Raw genomic sequence first — 13,476 nt, forward strand, 5'->3', positions numbered from 1 at the left:
TTAACTCATGCGTCCAGTAGAGGCACTTAGAACAAGTTTTCCGTTTGAGCCTACCCAGGACCAAGCACGGCTTTTTGCCAGGCTTGACGAATTCATAATGGACACCGAAGCCGAAAAATCGGTGTTCCTGCTCAAAGGCTATGCCGGTACAGGCAAGACCACGGTCGTTACCTCGCTGGTTAAGATTCTCCGCACCTTCGGATATAAGTATGTGCTGCTGGCCCCTACAGGCCGTGCTGCTAAGGTGATGGCCTCATACAGCGGCCGCAAAGCGTTTACCATCCACAAAAAGATATACCGGCAAACGGCTAATCCTTATTCCGAAGGACTGGCTTTCACCCGCATGCCCAACAAAGCGGATAAAACCTTTTACATTGTAGACGAGTCCTCCATGATCTCAGATGACAGTGGCTTTGGGCAGAATGGTTTGCTGCGGGACCTGATGGGCTACGTGTTTGAGAACAAGAGTAACAAACTGCTGCTGATAGGTGATACGGCCCAGTTGCCCCCGGTTAACCAGGCACTGAGCCCGGCACTTAATGCAGATTACTTAAAGCAGAACTTCCGATGCCAGGTACACGAACTGGAACTGCGCCAGGTCATGCGTCAGGCAGAGGCCTCGGGAATATTGATGAATGCTACGCAGCTGCGTGACCAACTGCTAAGCGACAAGCCTGAGATAAAACTGCATACCAAAGGCTGGCGCGACATTTACCGCATGACGGGCGAAAAGCTCGAGGACGGCCTGCGCTACGCGTATGATAAGTTCGGGGTCGAGAATTCTATCGTGATCTGCCGATCTAACAAATCAGCCAACCTGTACAACCAGCACATCCGGCGGCAGATCTTTTTCTCTGAGGATGAGATAGGCGTAGGAGATTACCTGATGATCGTGCGCAACAACTATTTCTGGCTGCCAAAAGAGTCTAACATCGGCTTTATGGCCAACGGTGACTTTGTGGAGATTACTAAGATCATCCGGTATGAGGACATGTACGACCTTCGCTTTGCCGATGTGCGTGTACGTTTTGTCGACTATCCGGAGGAAGGAGAGCTGGAAGTGAAGATCATGCTTGATACTTTGTACACTGATGCACCGGCCTTACCCGCTGACCAGAATAAGAAACTATATGATGCGGTGCTGCAGGATTACGCGGACATCAAAAACAAGCGGGAGCGCTCCAAAGAAATGAAGCAGAACCCTTACCTGAACGCATTGCAGGTAAAGTTTGCCTATGCCCTGACCTGTCATAAAGCACAGGGTGGTCAGTGGAAAGCCGTGTTTGTGGACCAGGGTTTTTTGAAGGATGATATGGTGAACGAGGAATTTGCCCGCTGGCTTTATACGGCGCTCACCCGTTCGTCGGAAGAGCTATACCTGCTGAACTTTAGCAAGCAACTATTGGTTGACTGATATATTTGGATGGTCTGCCAAAACGTTAGAACTTAACAACAGACAAATCGTAACAGCAATAGCTAAACCCTTTATACGTATGAAAAAGTTAATCCTGTCTTTTGCAATGGCAGCACTGGTAGCCGGTGGTGCCGTAGCGCAGCAAGGCCCTGCAAAGCAATCCGCGGCTCCGCAGGCACAAGCCAAATCAGGTCCTGCCATCTCTTTTGAGTCGACCGAGCATAATTTCGGTGAGATCACGCAGGGCGATGTGGTGGAGCATACCTTCACTTTCACAAACACAGGCACTCAGCCGCTCATCATTGACCGCGTGGACGTAACCTGCGGCTGTACGTCACCTGACTGGACCAAAGAAGCAGTAATGCCGGGCAAGACCGGTTTCGTAAAAGCAAAGTATAACAGCGCCGGCCGTATGGGCCAGCAGAAGAAAGCTATTACGATCCATTCTAACACAGGCGAACCAACCTACGTTTACATCGTGACCAATATCAAAGAGAAAACAACTTCTGCCGCTAAAGCGCAGTAAGTTGCTATACCTTCCTAAAACAGAAAGGCTCCCGGTTATCTGTCGGGAGCCTTTCTGTTTTATTGATTTTCTATACCTTAAAGCGCTTTCAAAATAGCATAGAACAGAGCAGCCCAGCCCACGATCAAGGCCGTACCACCGAGTGGCGTGATGGCACCCAACCAGGTCACGCCTGTCAGTACCAAGGTATAGAGCGAGCCGGAGAAAATGAGGATGCCGATCAGGAAAGCCCAGGCGGCAACCTGCAGGGCCGGATGTTCCACTTTGAACAGCAGCAACCCAACCGCCAGCAGCGCCAGGGTATGGTACATCTGGTATTTCACAGCCGTCTCAAAGGTCTCGACACGGTTAGTGGCACGCAGCAAAGGAGCCAGCGCATGCGCCCCGAAGGCGCCGATCATCACACTAAGTGCGCCAAGGGCACTGGCTATCAGGAGTATGGCTTTTTGAGTCACGGTTTGAGAATAGTTTGGTTGAATCAGACGCTAATTTCCGACATTAATCCAGCATTTCATAATTCCCGGTACAAGTTCGGGTAATCAGAGATCAGGCCGTCTACGCCCATCTCTTTTAACCGCTGCATCTCCTGCAACTCGTTGATGGTCCAGGGAACAACCTTCATACCTTGTGCATGACAATCTTTGATCAGCTTTGGAGTAATCAGTTTATAATAAGGGCTGTAGATATCAGGTATAAAGCCCAGTGCCTCCAGGTTCTTGTTCAGTCCTTTCACGTTTTCAACCAGCAGGGAAGTTTTCATATGCGGGTATCGTTTATGCAGGACCTGCAGCGTGCGCACATCAAACGACTGGATGATGACCCATTCGGCTATACCTTTCTCCTCTATCACATCCATCAGCAGGTTCACAAACTCCTCCGGCGCGGGGTGCAGCTTGCTGTCGCCGCTTGGTTTTGATTTTGTTTCGATGTTGTAATATACCTGCGGAAGGTCATTCTGCTGCAGGTATACCTGTACCGAGTCGATCAGGTCGGAGAGGAGGGGTTTGTGTGTAGGCAGTTTCTCTTGGTGCGGAAATTTTTCATAGAATTTAGAACCCGCATCGAAAGTCCTGATGGTTGCATAATCCATCTGGTAGAGCACATACTTATGCTTGTCAGCAGCCGGTATTTCGTTGCCATCGGGCAGAAGGTCGTGCTCGTGATTGATGTACGGGTCATGGGACAAAACCACCTGTTTGTCTTTGGTGATGTGCGTGTCCATCTCGAGGGTGGTCACTCCCAGGTCAAGTGCCCGGATCATGGCCGGGATGGTATTCTCAGGCATCAGTCCGCGGGCGCCGCGGTGGCCTTCCAGATCGAAAGCGGGCAGGTGGCGGACTTTGCTGTCAGGTATAGCGCCTTGTTGTGCTGGCATAATGCAGGAGCTTAGCAGGTATAGGAAAGGGGCAAAAAGCAGGTTTTTGAGCATGCAAATCTTTTGACAGCAAAGTAGGCGAATCGGCAGGCAAGGCTATACCTTATACCCGTTAAGAAATCGTTAATTCTTATACCTGCCCTTCGGCCTGTTTCTGCTTCAGCTTACTCGTCTTCGCCTTCCAGCGCTTCGATTACCTGCTCTTCAAATTCATCCTGGCTGTCGTATTGCGTGAATTCCAGGGTCTTGCCCTTTTGCTTCAGTTCGTGCACCACGTCAAGCGCCACCACCAGCGGCTCCATTTCGCGGCCTACCAGGCTGGCATCCCAATCCGAACCGAGCAGCAGCTGGTCACCGTACATACCCACGCACCAATTCTCCAAAAACTCGACCAGCGTGATGGATTCCGGCTTGTAATCTTTCCAGTCATCTTCGGCACAGGCTTTGGCACCTGCTGCGTCGGACCAGAACAGGATCACCTCTGCGTCTTCGTACTCGGCAGAACTGGAAGTAGCCCAGGTTTCGTCGTGAGTCAGGCCCCAAACGCTTTCGGAGTCGACGATGCTTTGGATGAATTTTCTGTAATTGGCCTCTATGTTCTCGTTGGTATTCTCTTGCATGGTGCAGGTTTATTTAGTGTGAAAGGATGGTGTAAGGTATAATTATTTGTTGTAATTGCGAGCGCCAAATATGCCGCTGCCAACGCGAATTAGGGTACTGCCTTCAGCTACAGCGAGTTCCCAATCGGAAGTCATGCCCATCGAGATTTCCTTGAAGTCGTCGTTGCCGGCAAAGAATGTCTCTTTCAGCTTTTCGAAATAGCCTCTCAGGGTTCTAAATTCGCCCCGAAGTTTTTCCTGTTCATCGGTGTTGGTGGCGATGCCCATTACACCCGTCATACGGATAAAGTGCATGTTGCGGTACTCGTCACTCTGCAGCAGGGCAACGGCTTCGTCATAGCTCATGCCATACTTGGTATCCTCGTCGGCAATATCGAACTGCAGCATGCAGTTGACTGGCAAAGTCCGGTTAAACTGCTCGGCTCTTTTGTTGATCTCCACCAGCAGTTTCAGACTGTCAACCGATTGGATAGTATCGATGAACTGAGCGATCTGTTTTACTTTATTTGTCTGCAGGTGCCCGATCAGGTGCCAGGCGATGTCGTGGGGCAACTTGTCCCGTTTTTCCAGCAACTCCTGCACTTTGTTCTCTCCAAAAATACGATGCCCGGCATCATAGGCTTCCATGATCATTTCAGGAGAATGCGTTTTGGAAACAGCTACCAGACGGCAGGGAGTGTCGCGCAGCTTCTCATCAAAAAAACGGATATTATCAGCAATTACAGACATAGTTTTATGTGGTGTGTTCTAAATAAATTCCGCTCTCTTAAAAAAACGGGTATAGGTATAAGCTAGCCGCTATACCTGATTGATAGATTTAGCTTACAGGTATAGCAAAAAGGCTTTCTCTAATTCCTCAACTTTCTAACTCCTTAATCTTCCAGCACATTGGTCATGAAGGTGTTTTTCAGTAACATCCAAACCAGCAGCAACAGCAGGGCCCACTTCAGGTATACCTGGTAGTAATCGTAAGTGTCACGGAAGCGTTTTTCCCGAACCTCGGTTTTTTCGTACTGGTTGATGTTCTGGAAAACCTCCTGCAAACCGTCACGTGAGTCGGCTCTGAAGAACTGTCCTTCGCCGGTATCGGATATGTCACGCAGGCTTTTTTCGTCTAACTGCGTTTCGACTAACAAGGTTTTGCCATCTGCATCCACGTCGTAGGGCACGAGCCCGTCTTTCCCGATCCCGATTGTGTATACCTTTATCTGGTGCGCATAAGCCAGGCGGGCGGCCATGTGCGGATCCAGACTGCCGGCTGTATTCTCACCATCGCTTATCAGAATAGCTACTTTACTCTTCGCATTGGAGTCGCGCATACGGTTGATGGCGACGGCCAAAGCGCTACCAATAGCCGTTCCGTCGTTCGGGATCATCCCGTTTTCAATAGAGCGGATGCTCTCGCGCAGCAGTTCGTAGTCGGTAGTGAGCGGAGCCAGAGAGTAGGCATCGCCGGCAAAAACCACCAATCCGATGCGATCGGCTACACGGCCGTTTATGAAGTTGATAGCAACCTCTTTGGCAGCTTCCAGGCGACTCGGTTTGATGTCCTGCAGCTCCATGGAACCCGATACGTCCATGACCAGCACAATGTCTATACCTTCGGACGTTTGCTCTACCTGTTCGTTAATTCGCTGCGGTCGTGCCAAGGCCAGCAACACGAGCATCACAAACAGCATGTAAACTACTTCTGGCACAAAACGAAGCAGACTCGACCATTGCCAGTGAACGGTTCCCTCGAACATGGCCATGTCCAGTTTGCTGCGTGACTTCAGGCGGAGCAGGCCCTTGATCATAAACAGGAGAGGCACAGCCGGCAAGGCATAGAGCACCAACGGGTACACCCAGTCAAAGGAGCGCATTGTGCTCAGGCTAAACCACTCCAGGCTCAACCAGTCTAGCATGTCATTGCTTATTCCTTGCATTTCCGGTTATTTCACGATGTGTTTTATAGCGGCTGCGGGCGAAACGGCGCAGCATGCTCAGGGCTTGGTTTGTTTCCTGATCCGGCTCAGCGGTAACGTTGCCGTAAATGGCTTTATCGCATAGGCGCAGCGCCACGTTCACCTGTTCGTCATCGTTGTAGTACTCCACTATCTCTTTTGTAGTGAAAGAGTTGATAGCGCTCCGCTCCAATTTGGTCAGGTAGTTCTTCCAAAGTGCCACGGCTTTCTCCATACTGGTGGGCACACCCGTTTTCACGAAGCGGTCGACGTGGGAGTTATACCTGGAGTTGAAGTACAGGTGGTCTTTACGAAGGCGGTAAAGCTGGTATTTAATCTTGATCGTTTGCCCGAACACCAGCCACACCAGCGTGATAAACGCGGCTATCGTGACGATCCAGAGTAGTAGGATGGGCCAGTCGAATCGTTCTTCCACCTTTGCCAACGTGGTCTGCGTGTGTATTTTAAGGGGAGTAGAGACGTCCTGAACCAGCTGTCGCAACACCACTGACCGCCTTGGCGACACGACCTGCAGCGTATCCTTGCCCTGCAGCACGATGGCCGGCAGTTCTAGCGACTGCACAGGCGCTGTCTCGAAGGTACGCAAGGTATAGACGGTGCTGTCCGTGCTGATTCCCGCACGCGTGTTGGTCGGGTAGTATTCCTGTCGCACCAGTTCGAAGGGAGCGAAATTGTAGCTGGAGTCCGGAAGGATCACTTCCTGGGCTGCAGGGTGCCTGTGCACCAGGGTATAGCGCACGAGCTCCCCGATATATACCGAGTCTTTGCTGAAGCCACCAGCAGGCGGAAGCAGCAGCTGCGCCTGCGTGCCAATGGAAATCATGCAAAAGAATATAATCAGGGTTTTACGCACTTTTCTTGGACGTTCGGTTACGGAGTCGGAACAGGTTCACCAACTGCATGACATAGTCTTCGTTGGCCTGTATGGCCAGGTAATTAGCCTGGTATTTTTGGCAGATTCTGATCACGCGGTCCTGGTTCTGTTTATACTGGGCAAAATAATGCTCCTTAAATTCTGCCCCTGAGGTGTTGAGCCAGATCGTCTTCCCCGTTTCTTTATCCACCACCGGCACAATGCCCAGACTCGGCATGTTGCGCTCACGCAGGTCGAGCAGCTGAATCACGATCAGGTCATGGCGCTTGGCCAGCATAGCCAGCTCCCTTTCGTAGTCCACATCAATAAAATCGGAGATCAGCAGGATAATGCTGCGGCGCTTGACGATGTCAAGTGTTAGTTTGATGCCGGCGGCGAGGTTGGTCTTCACCGATTTAGGCTTCAGTTCTTTTAATGCCTTAATCAAGGTATAGGCCTGCTCAATCCCTTTGGCAGGTTTGATGTAGCGCTCTTTCTGATCACTAAAACAAATAATACCTATCTGGCTTTGCTGTCGGGCAGCGGCGAGGCTTAGTACGCCGCATATCTCTTTGCCCACATCTAGTTTGTGCTGGCGGCCCGTTCCCACAGTTTGAGAGGCGCTCACATCCAGCATCAGAAATACGGACTGCTCTTTTTCCTCCCGGTAGGTTTTCACGAAGGTACCCTGTCCTTTGGCGGATACGTGCCAGTCGATTGAGCGCACGTCGTCGCCGTACTGGTAGGCGCGCACGTCATCAAACTCCAGCCCCGTACCTTTAAAAACGGAGTGGAAGTCGCCCTGCATCTGGGTGTTGATGGCTTTGCGTATGCGTATCTCGTACTTGCGCAGCTTTTGAACAAGTTCCTTCATAGGGTAGGGGCTTTGCCTCAGATTTTAAAATTAGGACATATTCCCGTAATATTACATTCGTGAAACGATTTTTATACCTACTTTCCTTTGCCGTACTGGCTGGCTGCGGCCAAAGTCCTGAAAAGCGACCTGCTGACTTATTGCCAGAACAAAAGATGGTGCAGATTCTGGCGGATGTGCATATCGCTGAATCGCGCATCGAAACGCACGTGATGTACCCGGATACAGCACTGATGGTCTTCAACAAAGAGCAGCAGCAGATCCTGGCGGAGCATGGTGTTACACAGGAAGACTTTCGCAAGACCTACCGCTACTACCTGAGCAACCTTACACAGATGGATAAACTCTATGAGATTATTCTGGATACGCTGAGCGTTCGCGAGGCCAAACTGCGCGCCACCGATACAACGGGCGTAGCTCCAAGGCAACCGCCGGTGCCTATACTGGAAGGTATGCAGCAGGCTTATTAGCCTAAATCAGCTTGCTGCCATTCGGCACGGGGCCGGCCGGTTGCGCCAGCACTATATCTCCGTTCTCGTCGGCAAAACCTGTCACCAGCACCTCCGACATATATTTTCCGATTTGTTTGTTGCCCAGGTTGGTCACACACAGCACCTGCTTTCCGGGTAGATCTTCCAAGGTATAGTGCTTCGTGATCTGCGCGCTTGATCTTTTCAAACCCAGTGGACCCAGGTTGATGAGCAGTTTATAAGCCGGTCTGCGCGCTTCCGGAAATTCTGTGGCTTCTACGATAGTGCCCACTCGTATATCTGTTTGTTCAAAATGTTGCCATGAAATGGTCGGCATGGCTTCTTCGGGTGTATGCATTGTCTGTATGTTTTTCACGCCCAAGTTAAGGAATCTCCTTTAAATTAAGTTCGTTAAGCCCTCCTGTTGGCCTCTTGGGTAACATTAGGCTTATACCCGCGTATCCTAGGCAACTGACTTTCTTACTGTTAAAAATGCAGAAAGTGTAAGTTTGTCGAAGCTATTGCAAAACCTATAAACTATGAAAAGAGAATCTGGAGCAAGTTTACCCGTGTGGGTGGAGAATATATCGATGCCTGTGACCAGTCCCCTACAGGACAATATCCGATGTGATGTCTGCATTGTTGGGGCAGGTATAGCAGGAGTTACCACGGCCTACCTGTTGGCAAAAGAAGGGCGCGATGTTGTGTTGCTGGAGGCCAAAGAAATAGGCGGTGGCGAAACAAGCCGCACGACGGCCCACCTGTCCAATGCGCTGGATGAGCGGTTCGACGAACTGATTCGCCTGCACGGGGAGGATGGCGCGCGCCTGGCTGCCCAAAGCCATGGAAAGGCAATCGACAAGATCGAAGAGATCATAAAGGATGAAAAAATTGACTGCGATTTTGCCCGTGTAGACGGCTATCTGTTCGCCACGGACAACAAGCAACAAGATGACCTGATGAAGGAATTAGAGGCGCTGCAGAAAATCGGTTGGCTTGATGTGGTGCTTCGCAAACGCAGCCCGCTGAGTACGCTGACGGAGTTCCCTTGTCTGCAATACCCCAACCAGGCGCACTTTCACGTTTTGAAATACCTTTCTGCTCTGGCTAACGCCTTTATCAAAGCAGGTGGCCGTATCTTCACTAAAACCAAGGTTGAGCGTTTTGAGACCGGCCCGGTTGTATCGGCTGTTTCAAAAGAAGGTCATGCAGTGGCAGCTAACCATTTGGTGGTGACAACGAACACGCCGATCAACGACATGGTGACGATGCACACAAAACAGGCCCCTTACCGCACCTACGCCATCGGGCTTGCGGTACGGCAGGGCGAAGTGCCGGATGCGCTTTACTGGGACATGGAAGATCCTTACCACTACGTGCGGTTGATGAAAGGCAAAACAGGCGGTGAGAATGCAGAGGACCTCGACCTGCTGATTGTGGGAGGGGAGGACCACAAGACAGGACAGGGCGATCACCTGAGTGAGCGATTTGAGGCCCTTGAGCGCTGGACGCGCAAGCATTTCCCGATGGCCAAAGAAGTGGTCTACCGTTGGTCAGGCCAGGTGCTGGAACCTGTCGACGGCCTTGGTTTCATAGGACGTAATCCGGGTGATTCTGAGAATGTGTACATCGCCACCGGCGACTCGGGCCATGGCATGACAAACAGCACTATTGCCGGTATGTTGATTACCGATCTGATACAGGGAAGGCCAAATCCGTGGGAAAAGCTCTATGATCCGAGCCGTAAGAACACTCAATCGGTAGGTGAGTTCCTAAAGGAGAACATCAACGTGGCCGCTCAGTTCAAGGATTTCGTGACACCCGGTGAGGTGAAAGATCCGATGGAAGTGATGCCGGGAACGGGCAAAATCATGCGTAAAGGCATGAGCAAAGTAGCAGTTTACTGCGACCAAGATGGTGTGCGGCACCAATGCTCGGCAGTGTGTACGCACATGGGCTGCGTGGTGCATTGGAACGAAGTGGAAAGTTCTTGGGATTGTCCCTGCCACGGCTCCCGCTTTGATCCTTTCGGAAAGGTAATTACGGGTCCGGCTTCCAAAGACCTGGGTCCGGTTGAAGAATAACCTGCTTAAAAACTTAAAATCAAAAGCCCTGCTTTGCGATGTCGTAAAGCAGGGCTTTTGATTTTTGTCTTATTTCCAGGAGTCCAATTCCTGCAGGCGTTGTGTTATCCGCTCATCCCAATCTTGCTGAGCCTGTGCATCCAGCCCATGGCGGGACAATTTATCGAATTGATCTTGCTCAGCTTTCCAGGCTTTGAATGCGTTACCGACCGTGTTGTTAAGGTTTGTCTTTAGGTTGCCACAAGACATTCCAAGTTCCTTCAATTCCCGGCGCAGCATACGGGCATGCACCTCCGTGAGGTCAAAATGTAGTTGCTCGTGTGCCAGCAGCTTCTCCGACTTCTTGTTCTTCGACCAGGACTCTCCCGGAAGAAACACGCACTTCACCTCGTAGTAAAACATATTGTCTTTGCAGCGTGCGTCCACGGCCAGGTTGGCAGCCGTGAGGGCATGGTGCGGGTTAGTCGATTCAGGTATCCCTCTGAAGTCTTCCCAGTTTAATCTCCGCTCTGCAGACCAGGCCAGTTGTTCCGTATTAGAAACGGTGTGACTGGCTGAGTTCGGAACATGAATAACGGTCGCCGGCGAACCGGCTGGGGTGGGATATGGCAATAGCAAGCCCACCAGTAGGCTAAGGAGTAGAGTAATGATAAACATCGGCTAAAAGTTTAAAAAGTCTCTATCGGGGCAACACGGTCACGTGTAAATAGGTGCCACTATTGCATTATTTTATTTACTAAGCCTACTGCTTAGCATTTTAAAGCGCCAGAATAGTAATATAGCGGCTACTGACAAACCGACCAGCAGGCCAGTCCAGACACCGTGCACCCCGAAGCCCAGCTTAAAGCAGAGTATGTACCCTACCGGCAGGCCAATCACCCAGTAGGCAATCAGGGAGATAAGTCCAGGTATACGCACATCCTCAAGGCCTCGCAATGCTCCCAGTCCCACCACCTGTACACCATCCGAAATCTGGAACAGGGCGGCAATAATGAGGAGGGTAGAGGCCAGCTCGATCACCATCGGATCGTCCAGGTATAGGGAAGGTATAAAATTTTTTCCGGCTATCATAAGCAGTCCGCTCAGAATCATGAAAAGCACACCCATCATAAAACTGCTATTGCCGGCTACCTGCATAGCTCTGAAGTTACCAAGGCCCTTCTGGTTGCCCACCCGAATGGTAGCCGCCGCCGCAATGCCGCTGGCCATCATGTAAGTGACTGATGCCACGTTAATGGCGATCTGATGTGCGGCCAGTTCGCGTGCGCCCAGCCACCCGATCATGATGGCCGAGAAACTGAAGGCACCCATTTCAAACACCATTTGTCCGGAGATGGGCAATCCCAGTCGGAAGATGTGGTACACGTGCACAAATGAAAGGTGCCGGAAGGTAAGGAAGCGGTGAAAGGCAGCAAAACGCTTGCCGTAAAGCACATAGCCCCCCATCATCAAGGCCATGATGACACGCGAGATCAACGTAGCCCAACCTGCACCAACCAGTCCCATCGGTTCAAACCCAAGTTTACCGTAGATCAGGATGTAGTTGAGCACCACGTTGAGTCCATTGGCAATGATGGAGATGTACATGGCCTGCTTGGTGAGCGAAAGCCCCTCAGCAAACTGCCGGAACCCCTGAAACAACATCAGTGGCACCATCGACAGGAACAGGATATTGACGTAAGGTATAGCTTGCCTGACTACTTCTTCCGGCTGGTCGAGCCAGGTAATGTATGGTGACAGAAAGTACCCGGCTATGAACAGAATGACCCCAAGCAGCAGGTTGGAAAACAAACCGTTGAGTAAGAGCAGGGAGATGCGGGTATAATTTCGTCGGCCGTCGGCTGCAGCGATCAGAGGCGTGATGCTGTACGAAACTCCGAGCCCGAACACCATCGTGATCGTGAAAATACTGTTGCCCAGCGAAGCAGCGGCCAAAGGTATAGTACCGATCTGACCCACCATCATACTGTCAACCACACTCACCATAATGTGCCCCAACTGACTGAGCACCACAGGGTATGCCAGCAGGAAATTCTTTCGGAAGTGGTCTCGGTATTCTAATGATATCATAAAGGGAAAGGAAAAAGGACTGCAAAATTAGCCTTTTTTCCTTTCCCTAGCACAAGTCCAGTTGCATTAGTCAGTTATATCGATCTGCTCAAGTGGCTTTTTTTATACCACGTAGCTTTGCTAGAATGGCTTTCGCCGGTATCGGGAGCAGCACCAGGGCAGCAGTCAAAATGATCTTTTTCGTATTCATAGGATGATTAGGTCGATCCAAGCAGGTTAGATAGCTTTAAAAAGCATGTCCGCAAAGCCACCCTCTTCGTCAAGGTAGGACGTGACGAATTCAAAGCCAGCTGAGCGGCCCATTTCGGTGGCCTGTTGCAGAGTATATTTGTGCGAGCTCTCCGTATGGATGGCCTCCCAGGCAGCAAAGGTATACCGCTTCTGGGTAGCTTCCAGGTATACCTCCTGCTCGCGCTGACTTACTAAAAAGCTCTTCATCACGCCCAATTGTGGGTCGTATAGCGCAAAGTGTTTGAAAGCATCCAGGTCAAAATTGCCGCCCAATTCCCGGTTGATGCGTTCCAGTAAGTTCAGATTAAAGGCAGCCGTTACACCGCTTGCGTCGTTGTAGGCTGCCAGAATGGTAGCCGGATCTTTGGCTAAGTCCACCCCTAGCAGAAACAGGTCACCTGGTTTAAGGTGCCGTCTGATCTGGCGGATAAATTCCAGACCCTCGTCCCGCTCAAAATTGCCAATGTTCGAACCCAGAAACAGCACTACTTTTCTCTCAGGCAGGTGCTGTTGGAGCCATTGCAGACCCGTGATATATTCCGCTACGACTGTCTGTATGAGCAGATCCGGATGTGTTTGTCGCAGGTCTTTGCTCAGTTCCTGCATCGCTGACCCCGAAATGTCCACAGGGACGTAATTGAAGGGTTTTTCCTGCTTTACCAATTCGGATAGCAGCAGTTTCGTTTTCATAGCATCTCCGGCACCCAGATCGACCAGATGAAAAAAACCACCGGCTGCAAAAGTGCTGACCATGTCCGATCGGTGCTGCTGCATCAGGCTATACTCGGCGCGCGTCAGGTAGTACTCCGGCAAGGCCATGATCTGCTGGAAAAGCCTGCTTCCGGTGGCATCGTAAAAGTAGCGGGATGATAATTGCTTCGGGTTTTGGCTCAGGCCATCTGCCACATCGTTGGCAAAAGCAGCACGATCCTGGCTACCGTCGGTTTTGCGAGAGAGGTCAATCAGTGTATTAGGCGTTGTTTGTAATAGCATAG

The 13,476-nt window shown here is 50.9% G+C and carries 15 protein-coding genes; 4 read left to right on the forward strand and 11 right to left on the reverse strand.

Features of this window, described 5'->3' with window-relative positions; genetic code table 11:
- Positions 1–7 precede the first annotated feature (7 nt).
- On the forward strand, positions 8–1,414 hold the full coding sequence (locus tag L1278_RS12310; RefSeq protein ID WP_253404715.1) for an ATP-dependent RecD-like DNA helicase: 1,407 nt from the start codon (positions 8–10) through the stop codon (positions 1,412–1,414).
- 79 nt (positions 1,415–1,493) lie between these two features.
- The gene (locus L1278_RS12315; protein WP_253404716.1) at positions 1,494–1,940 is read left to right on the forward strand and encodes a DUF1573 domain-containing protein; all 447 of its coding nucleotides are present in this window, start codon (positions 1,494–1,496) and stop codon (positions 1,938–1,940) included.
- Between the two features lie 77 nt (positions 1,941–2,017).
- On the opposite strand, the gene L1278_RS12320 is transcribed toward L1278_RS12315, so the two are convergent.
- The 7 genes from L1278_RS12320 to L1278_RS12350 form a co-directional block, all read right to left on the reverse strand.
- A complete protein-coding gene (locus L1278_RS12320; RefSeq protein WP_371927351.1) occupies positions 2,018–2,395 on the reverse strand; it encodes a DUF423 domain-containing protein in 378 nt (125 codons plus the stop codon).
- Positions 2,396–2,451: 56 nt separating this feature from the next.
- On the reverse strand, positions 2,452–3,369 hold the full coding sequence (locus L1278_RS12325; RefSeq protein WP_253404718.1) for a glycerophosphodiester phosphodiesterase: 918 nt from the start codon (positions 3,367–3,369) through the stop codon (positions 2,452–2,454).
- A 110-nt stretch (positions 3,370–3,479) separates the two neighbouring features.
- On the reverse strand, positions 3,480–3,935 hold the full coding sequence (locus L1278_RS12330; protein WP_253404720.1) for a DUF2750 domain-containing protein: 456 nt from the start codon (positions 3,933–3,935) through the stop codon (positions 3,480–3,482).
- Positions 3,936–3,977: 42 nt separating this feature from the next.
- Positions 3,978–4,664 (reverse strand): YggS family pyridoxal phosphate-dependent enzyme, encoded by a 687-nt coding sequence (locus L1278_RS12335; RefSeq protein WP_253404722.1) that lies wholly within the window; start codon positions 4,662–4,664, stop codon positions 3,978–3,980.
- 143 nt (positions 4,665–4,807) lie between these two features.
- A complete protein-coding gene (locus tag L1278_RS12340; protein ID WP_253404724.1) occupies positions 4,808–5,839 on the reverse strand; it encodes a VWA domain-containing protein in 1,032 nt (343 codons plus the stop codon).
- 1 nt (position 5,840) lies between these two features.
- The gene (locus tag L1278_RS12345) at positions 5,841–6,722 is read right to left on the reverse strand and encodes a hypothetical protein (RefSeq protein WP_253404726.1); all 882 of its coding nucleotides are present in this window, start codon (positions 6,720–6,722) and stop codon (positions 5,841–5,843) included.
- Positions 6,723–6,744: 22 nt separating this feature from the next.
- Positions 6,745–7,626, reverse strand: a complete 882-nt coding sequence (locus L1278_RS12350; RefSeq protein WP_253404729.1) for a DUF58 domain-containing protein — start codon at positions 7,624–7,626, stop codon at positions 6,745–6,747.
- A gap of 59 nt (positions 7,627–7,685) precedes the next feature.
- Here L1278_RS12350 and L1278_RS12355 point away from each other — a divergent pair, with 59 nt between their 5' ends.
- Positions 7,686–8,096, forward strand: coding sequence for a DUF4296 domain-containing protein (locus L1278_RS12355; protein WP_253404731.1), 411 nt, complete (start codon positions 7,686–7,688; stop codon positions 8,094–8,096).
- Between the two features lies 1 nt (position 8,097).
- On the opposite strand, the gene L1278_RS12360 is transcribed toward L1278_RS12355, so the two are convergent.
- Positions 8,098–8,454, reverse strand: a complete 357-nt coding sequence (locus L1278_RS12360; RefSeq protein WP_253404733.1) for a tRNA-binding protein — start codon at positions 8,452–8,454, stop codon at positions 8,098–8,100.
- A gap of 181 nt (positions 8,455–8,635) precedes the next feature.
- Between L1278_RS12360 and L1278_RS12365 the strand changes: the two genes are divergently transcribed.
- On the forward strand, positions 8,636–10,180 hold the full coding sequence (locus tag L1278_RS12365; protein WP_253404735.1) for an FAD-dependent oxidoreductase: 1,545 nt from the start codon (positions 8,636–8,638) through the stop codon (positions 10,178–10,180).
- A 69-nt stretch (positions 10,181–10,249) separates the two neighbouring features.
- Here L1278_RS12365 and L1278_RS12370 read toward each other — a convergent pair whose 3' ends face one another.
- From L1278_RS12370 to egtD, 3 genes are all read right to left on the reverse strand, one after another.
- A complete protein-coding gene (locus tag L1278_RS12370; protein ID WP_253404737.1) occupies positions 10,250–10,837 on the reverse strand; it encodes a DUF922 domain-containing protein in 588 nt (195 codons plus the stop codon).
- A gap of 72 nt (positions 10,838–10,909) precedes the next feature.
- The gene (locus L1278_RS12375; protein ID WP_253404739.1) at positions 10,910–12,250 is read right to left on the reverse strand and encodes an MATE family efflux transporter; all 1,341 of its coding nucleotides are present in this window, start codon (positions 12,248–12,250) and stop codon (positions 10,910–10,912) included.
- A 216-nt stretch (positions 12,251–12,466) separates the two neighbouring features.
- A complete protein-coding gene (gene egtD / locus L1278_RS12380) occupies positions 12,467–13,474 on the reverse strand; it encodes an L-histidine N(alpha)-methyltransferase (RefSeq protein WP_253404748.1) in 1,008 nt (335 codons plus the stop codon).
- Positions 13,475–13,476: the final 2 nt, after the last annotated feature.

It is taken from the genome of Pontibacter sp. HSC-36F09, from assembly GCF_024171605.1.
Taxonomy (GTDB): domain Bacteria; phylum Bacteroidota; class Bacteroidia; order Cytophagales; family Hymenobacteraceae; genus Pontibacter.

Coding starts and splice junctions, on each gene's coding strand:
- L1278_RS12310 (WP_253404715.1), top strand. CDS start 8: ATGCGTCCAGTAGAGGCACTTAGAACAAGTTTTCCGTTTGAGCCTACC.
- L1278_RS12315 (WP_253404716.1), top strand. CDS start 1,494: ATGAAAAAGTTAATCCTGTCTTTTGCAATGGCAGCACTGGTAGCCGGT.
- L1278_RS12325 (WP_253404718.1), bottom strand. CDS start 3,369: ATGCTCAAAAACCTGCTTTTTGCCCCTTTCCTATACCTGCTAAGCTCC.
- L1278_RS12330 (WP_253404720.1), bottom strand. CDS start 3,935: ATGCAAGAGAATACCAACGAGAACATAGAGGCCAATTACAGAAAATTC.
- L1278_RS12335 (WP_253404722.1), bottom strand. CDS start 4,664: ATGTCTGTAATTGCTGATAATATCCGTTTTTTTGATGAGAAGCTGCGC.
- L1278_RS12340 (WP_253404724.1), bottom strand. CDS start 5,839: ATGCTAGACTGGTTGAGCCTGGAGTGGTTTAGCCTGAGCACAATGCGC.
- L1278_RS12345 (WP_253404726.1), bottom strand. CDS start 6,722: ATGATTTCCATTGGCACGCAGGCGCAGCTGCTGCTTCCGCCTGCTGGT.
- L1278_RS12350 (WP_253404729.1), bottom strand. CDS start 7,626: ATGAAGGAACTTGTTCAAAAGCTGCGCAAGTACGAGATACGCATACGC.
- L1278_RS12360 (WP_253404733.1), bottom strand. CDS start 8,454: ATGCATACACCCGAAGAAGCCATGCCGACCATTTCATGGCAACATTTT.
- L1278_RS12365 (WP_253404735.1), top strand. CDS start 8,636: ATGAAAAGAGAATCTGGAGCAAGTTTACCCGTGTGGGTGGAGAATATA.
- L1278_RS12370 (WP_253404737.1), bottom strand. CDS start 10,837: ATGTTTATCATTACTCTACTCCTTAGCCTACTGGTGGGCTTGCTATTG.
- L1278_RS12375 (WP_253404739.1), bottom strand. CDS start 12,250: ATGATATCATTAGAATACCGAGACCACTTCCGAAAGAATTTCCTGCTG.
- egtD (WP_253404748.1), bottom strand. CDS start 13,474: ATGCTATTACAAACAACGCCTAATACACTGATTGACCTCTCTCGCAAA.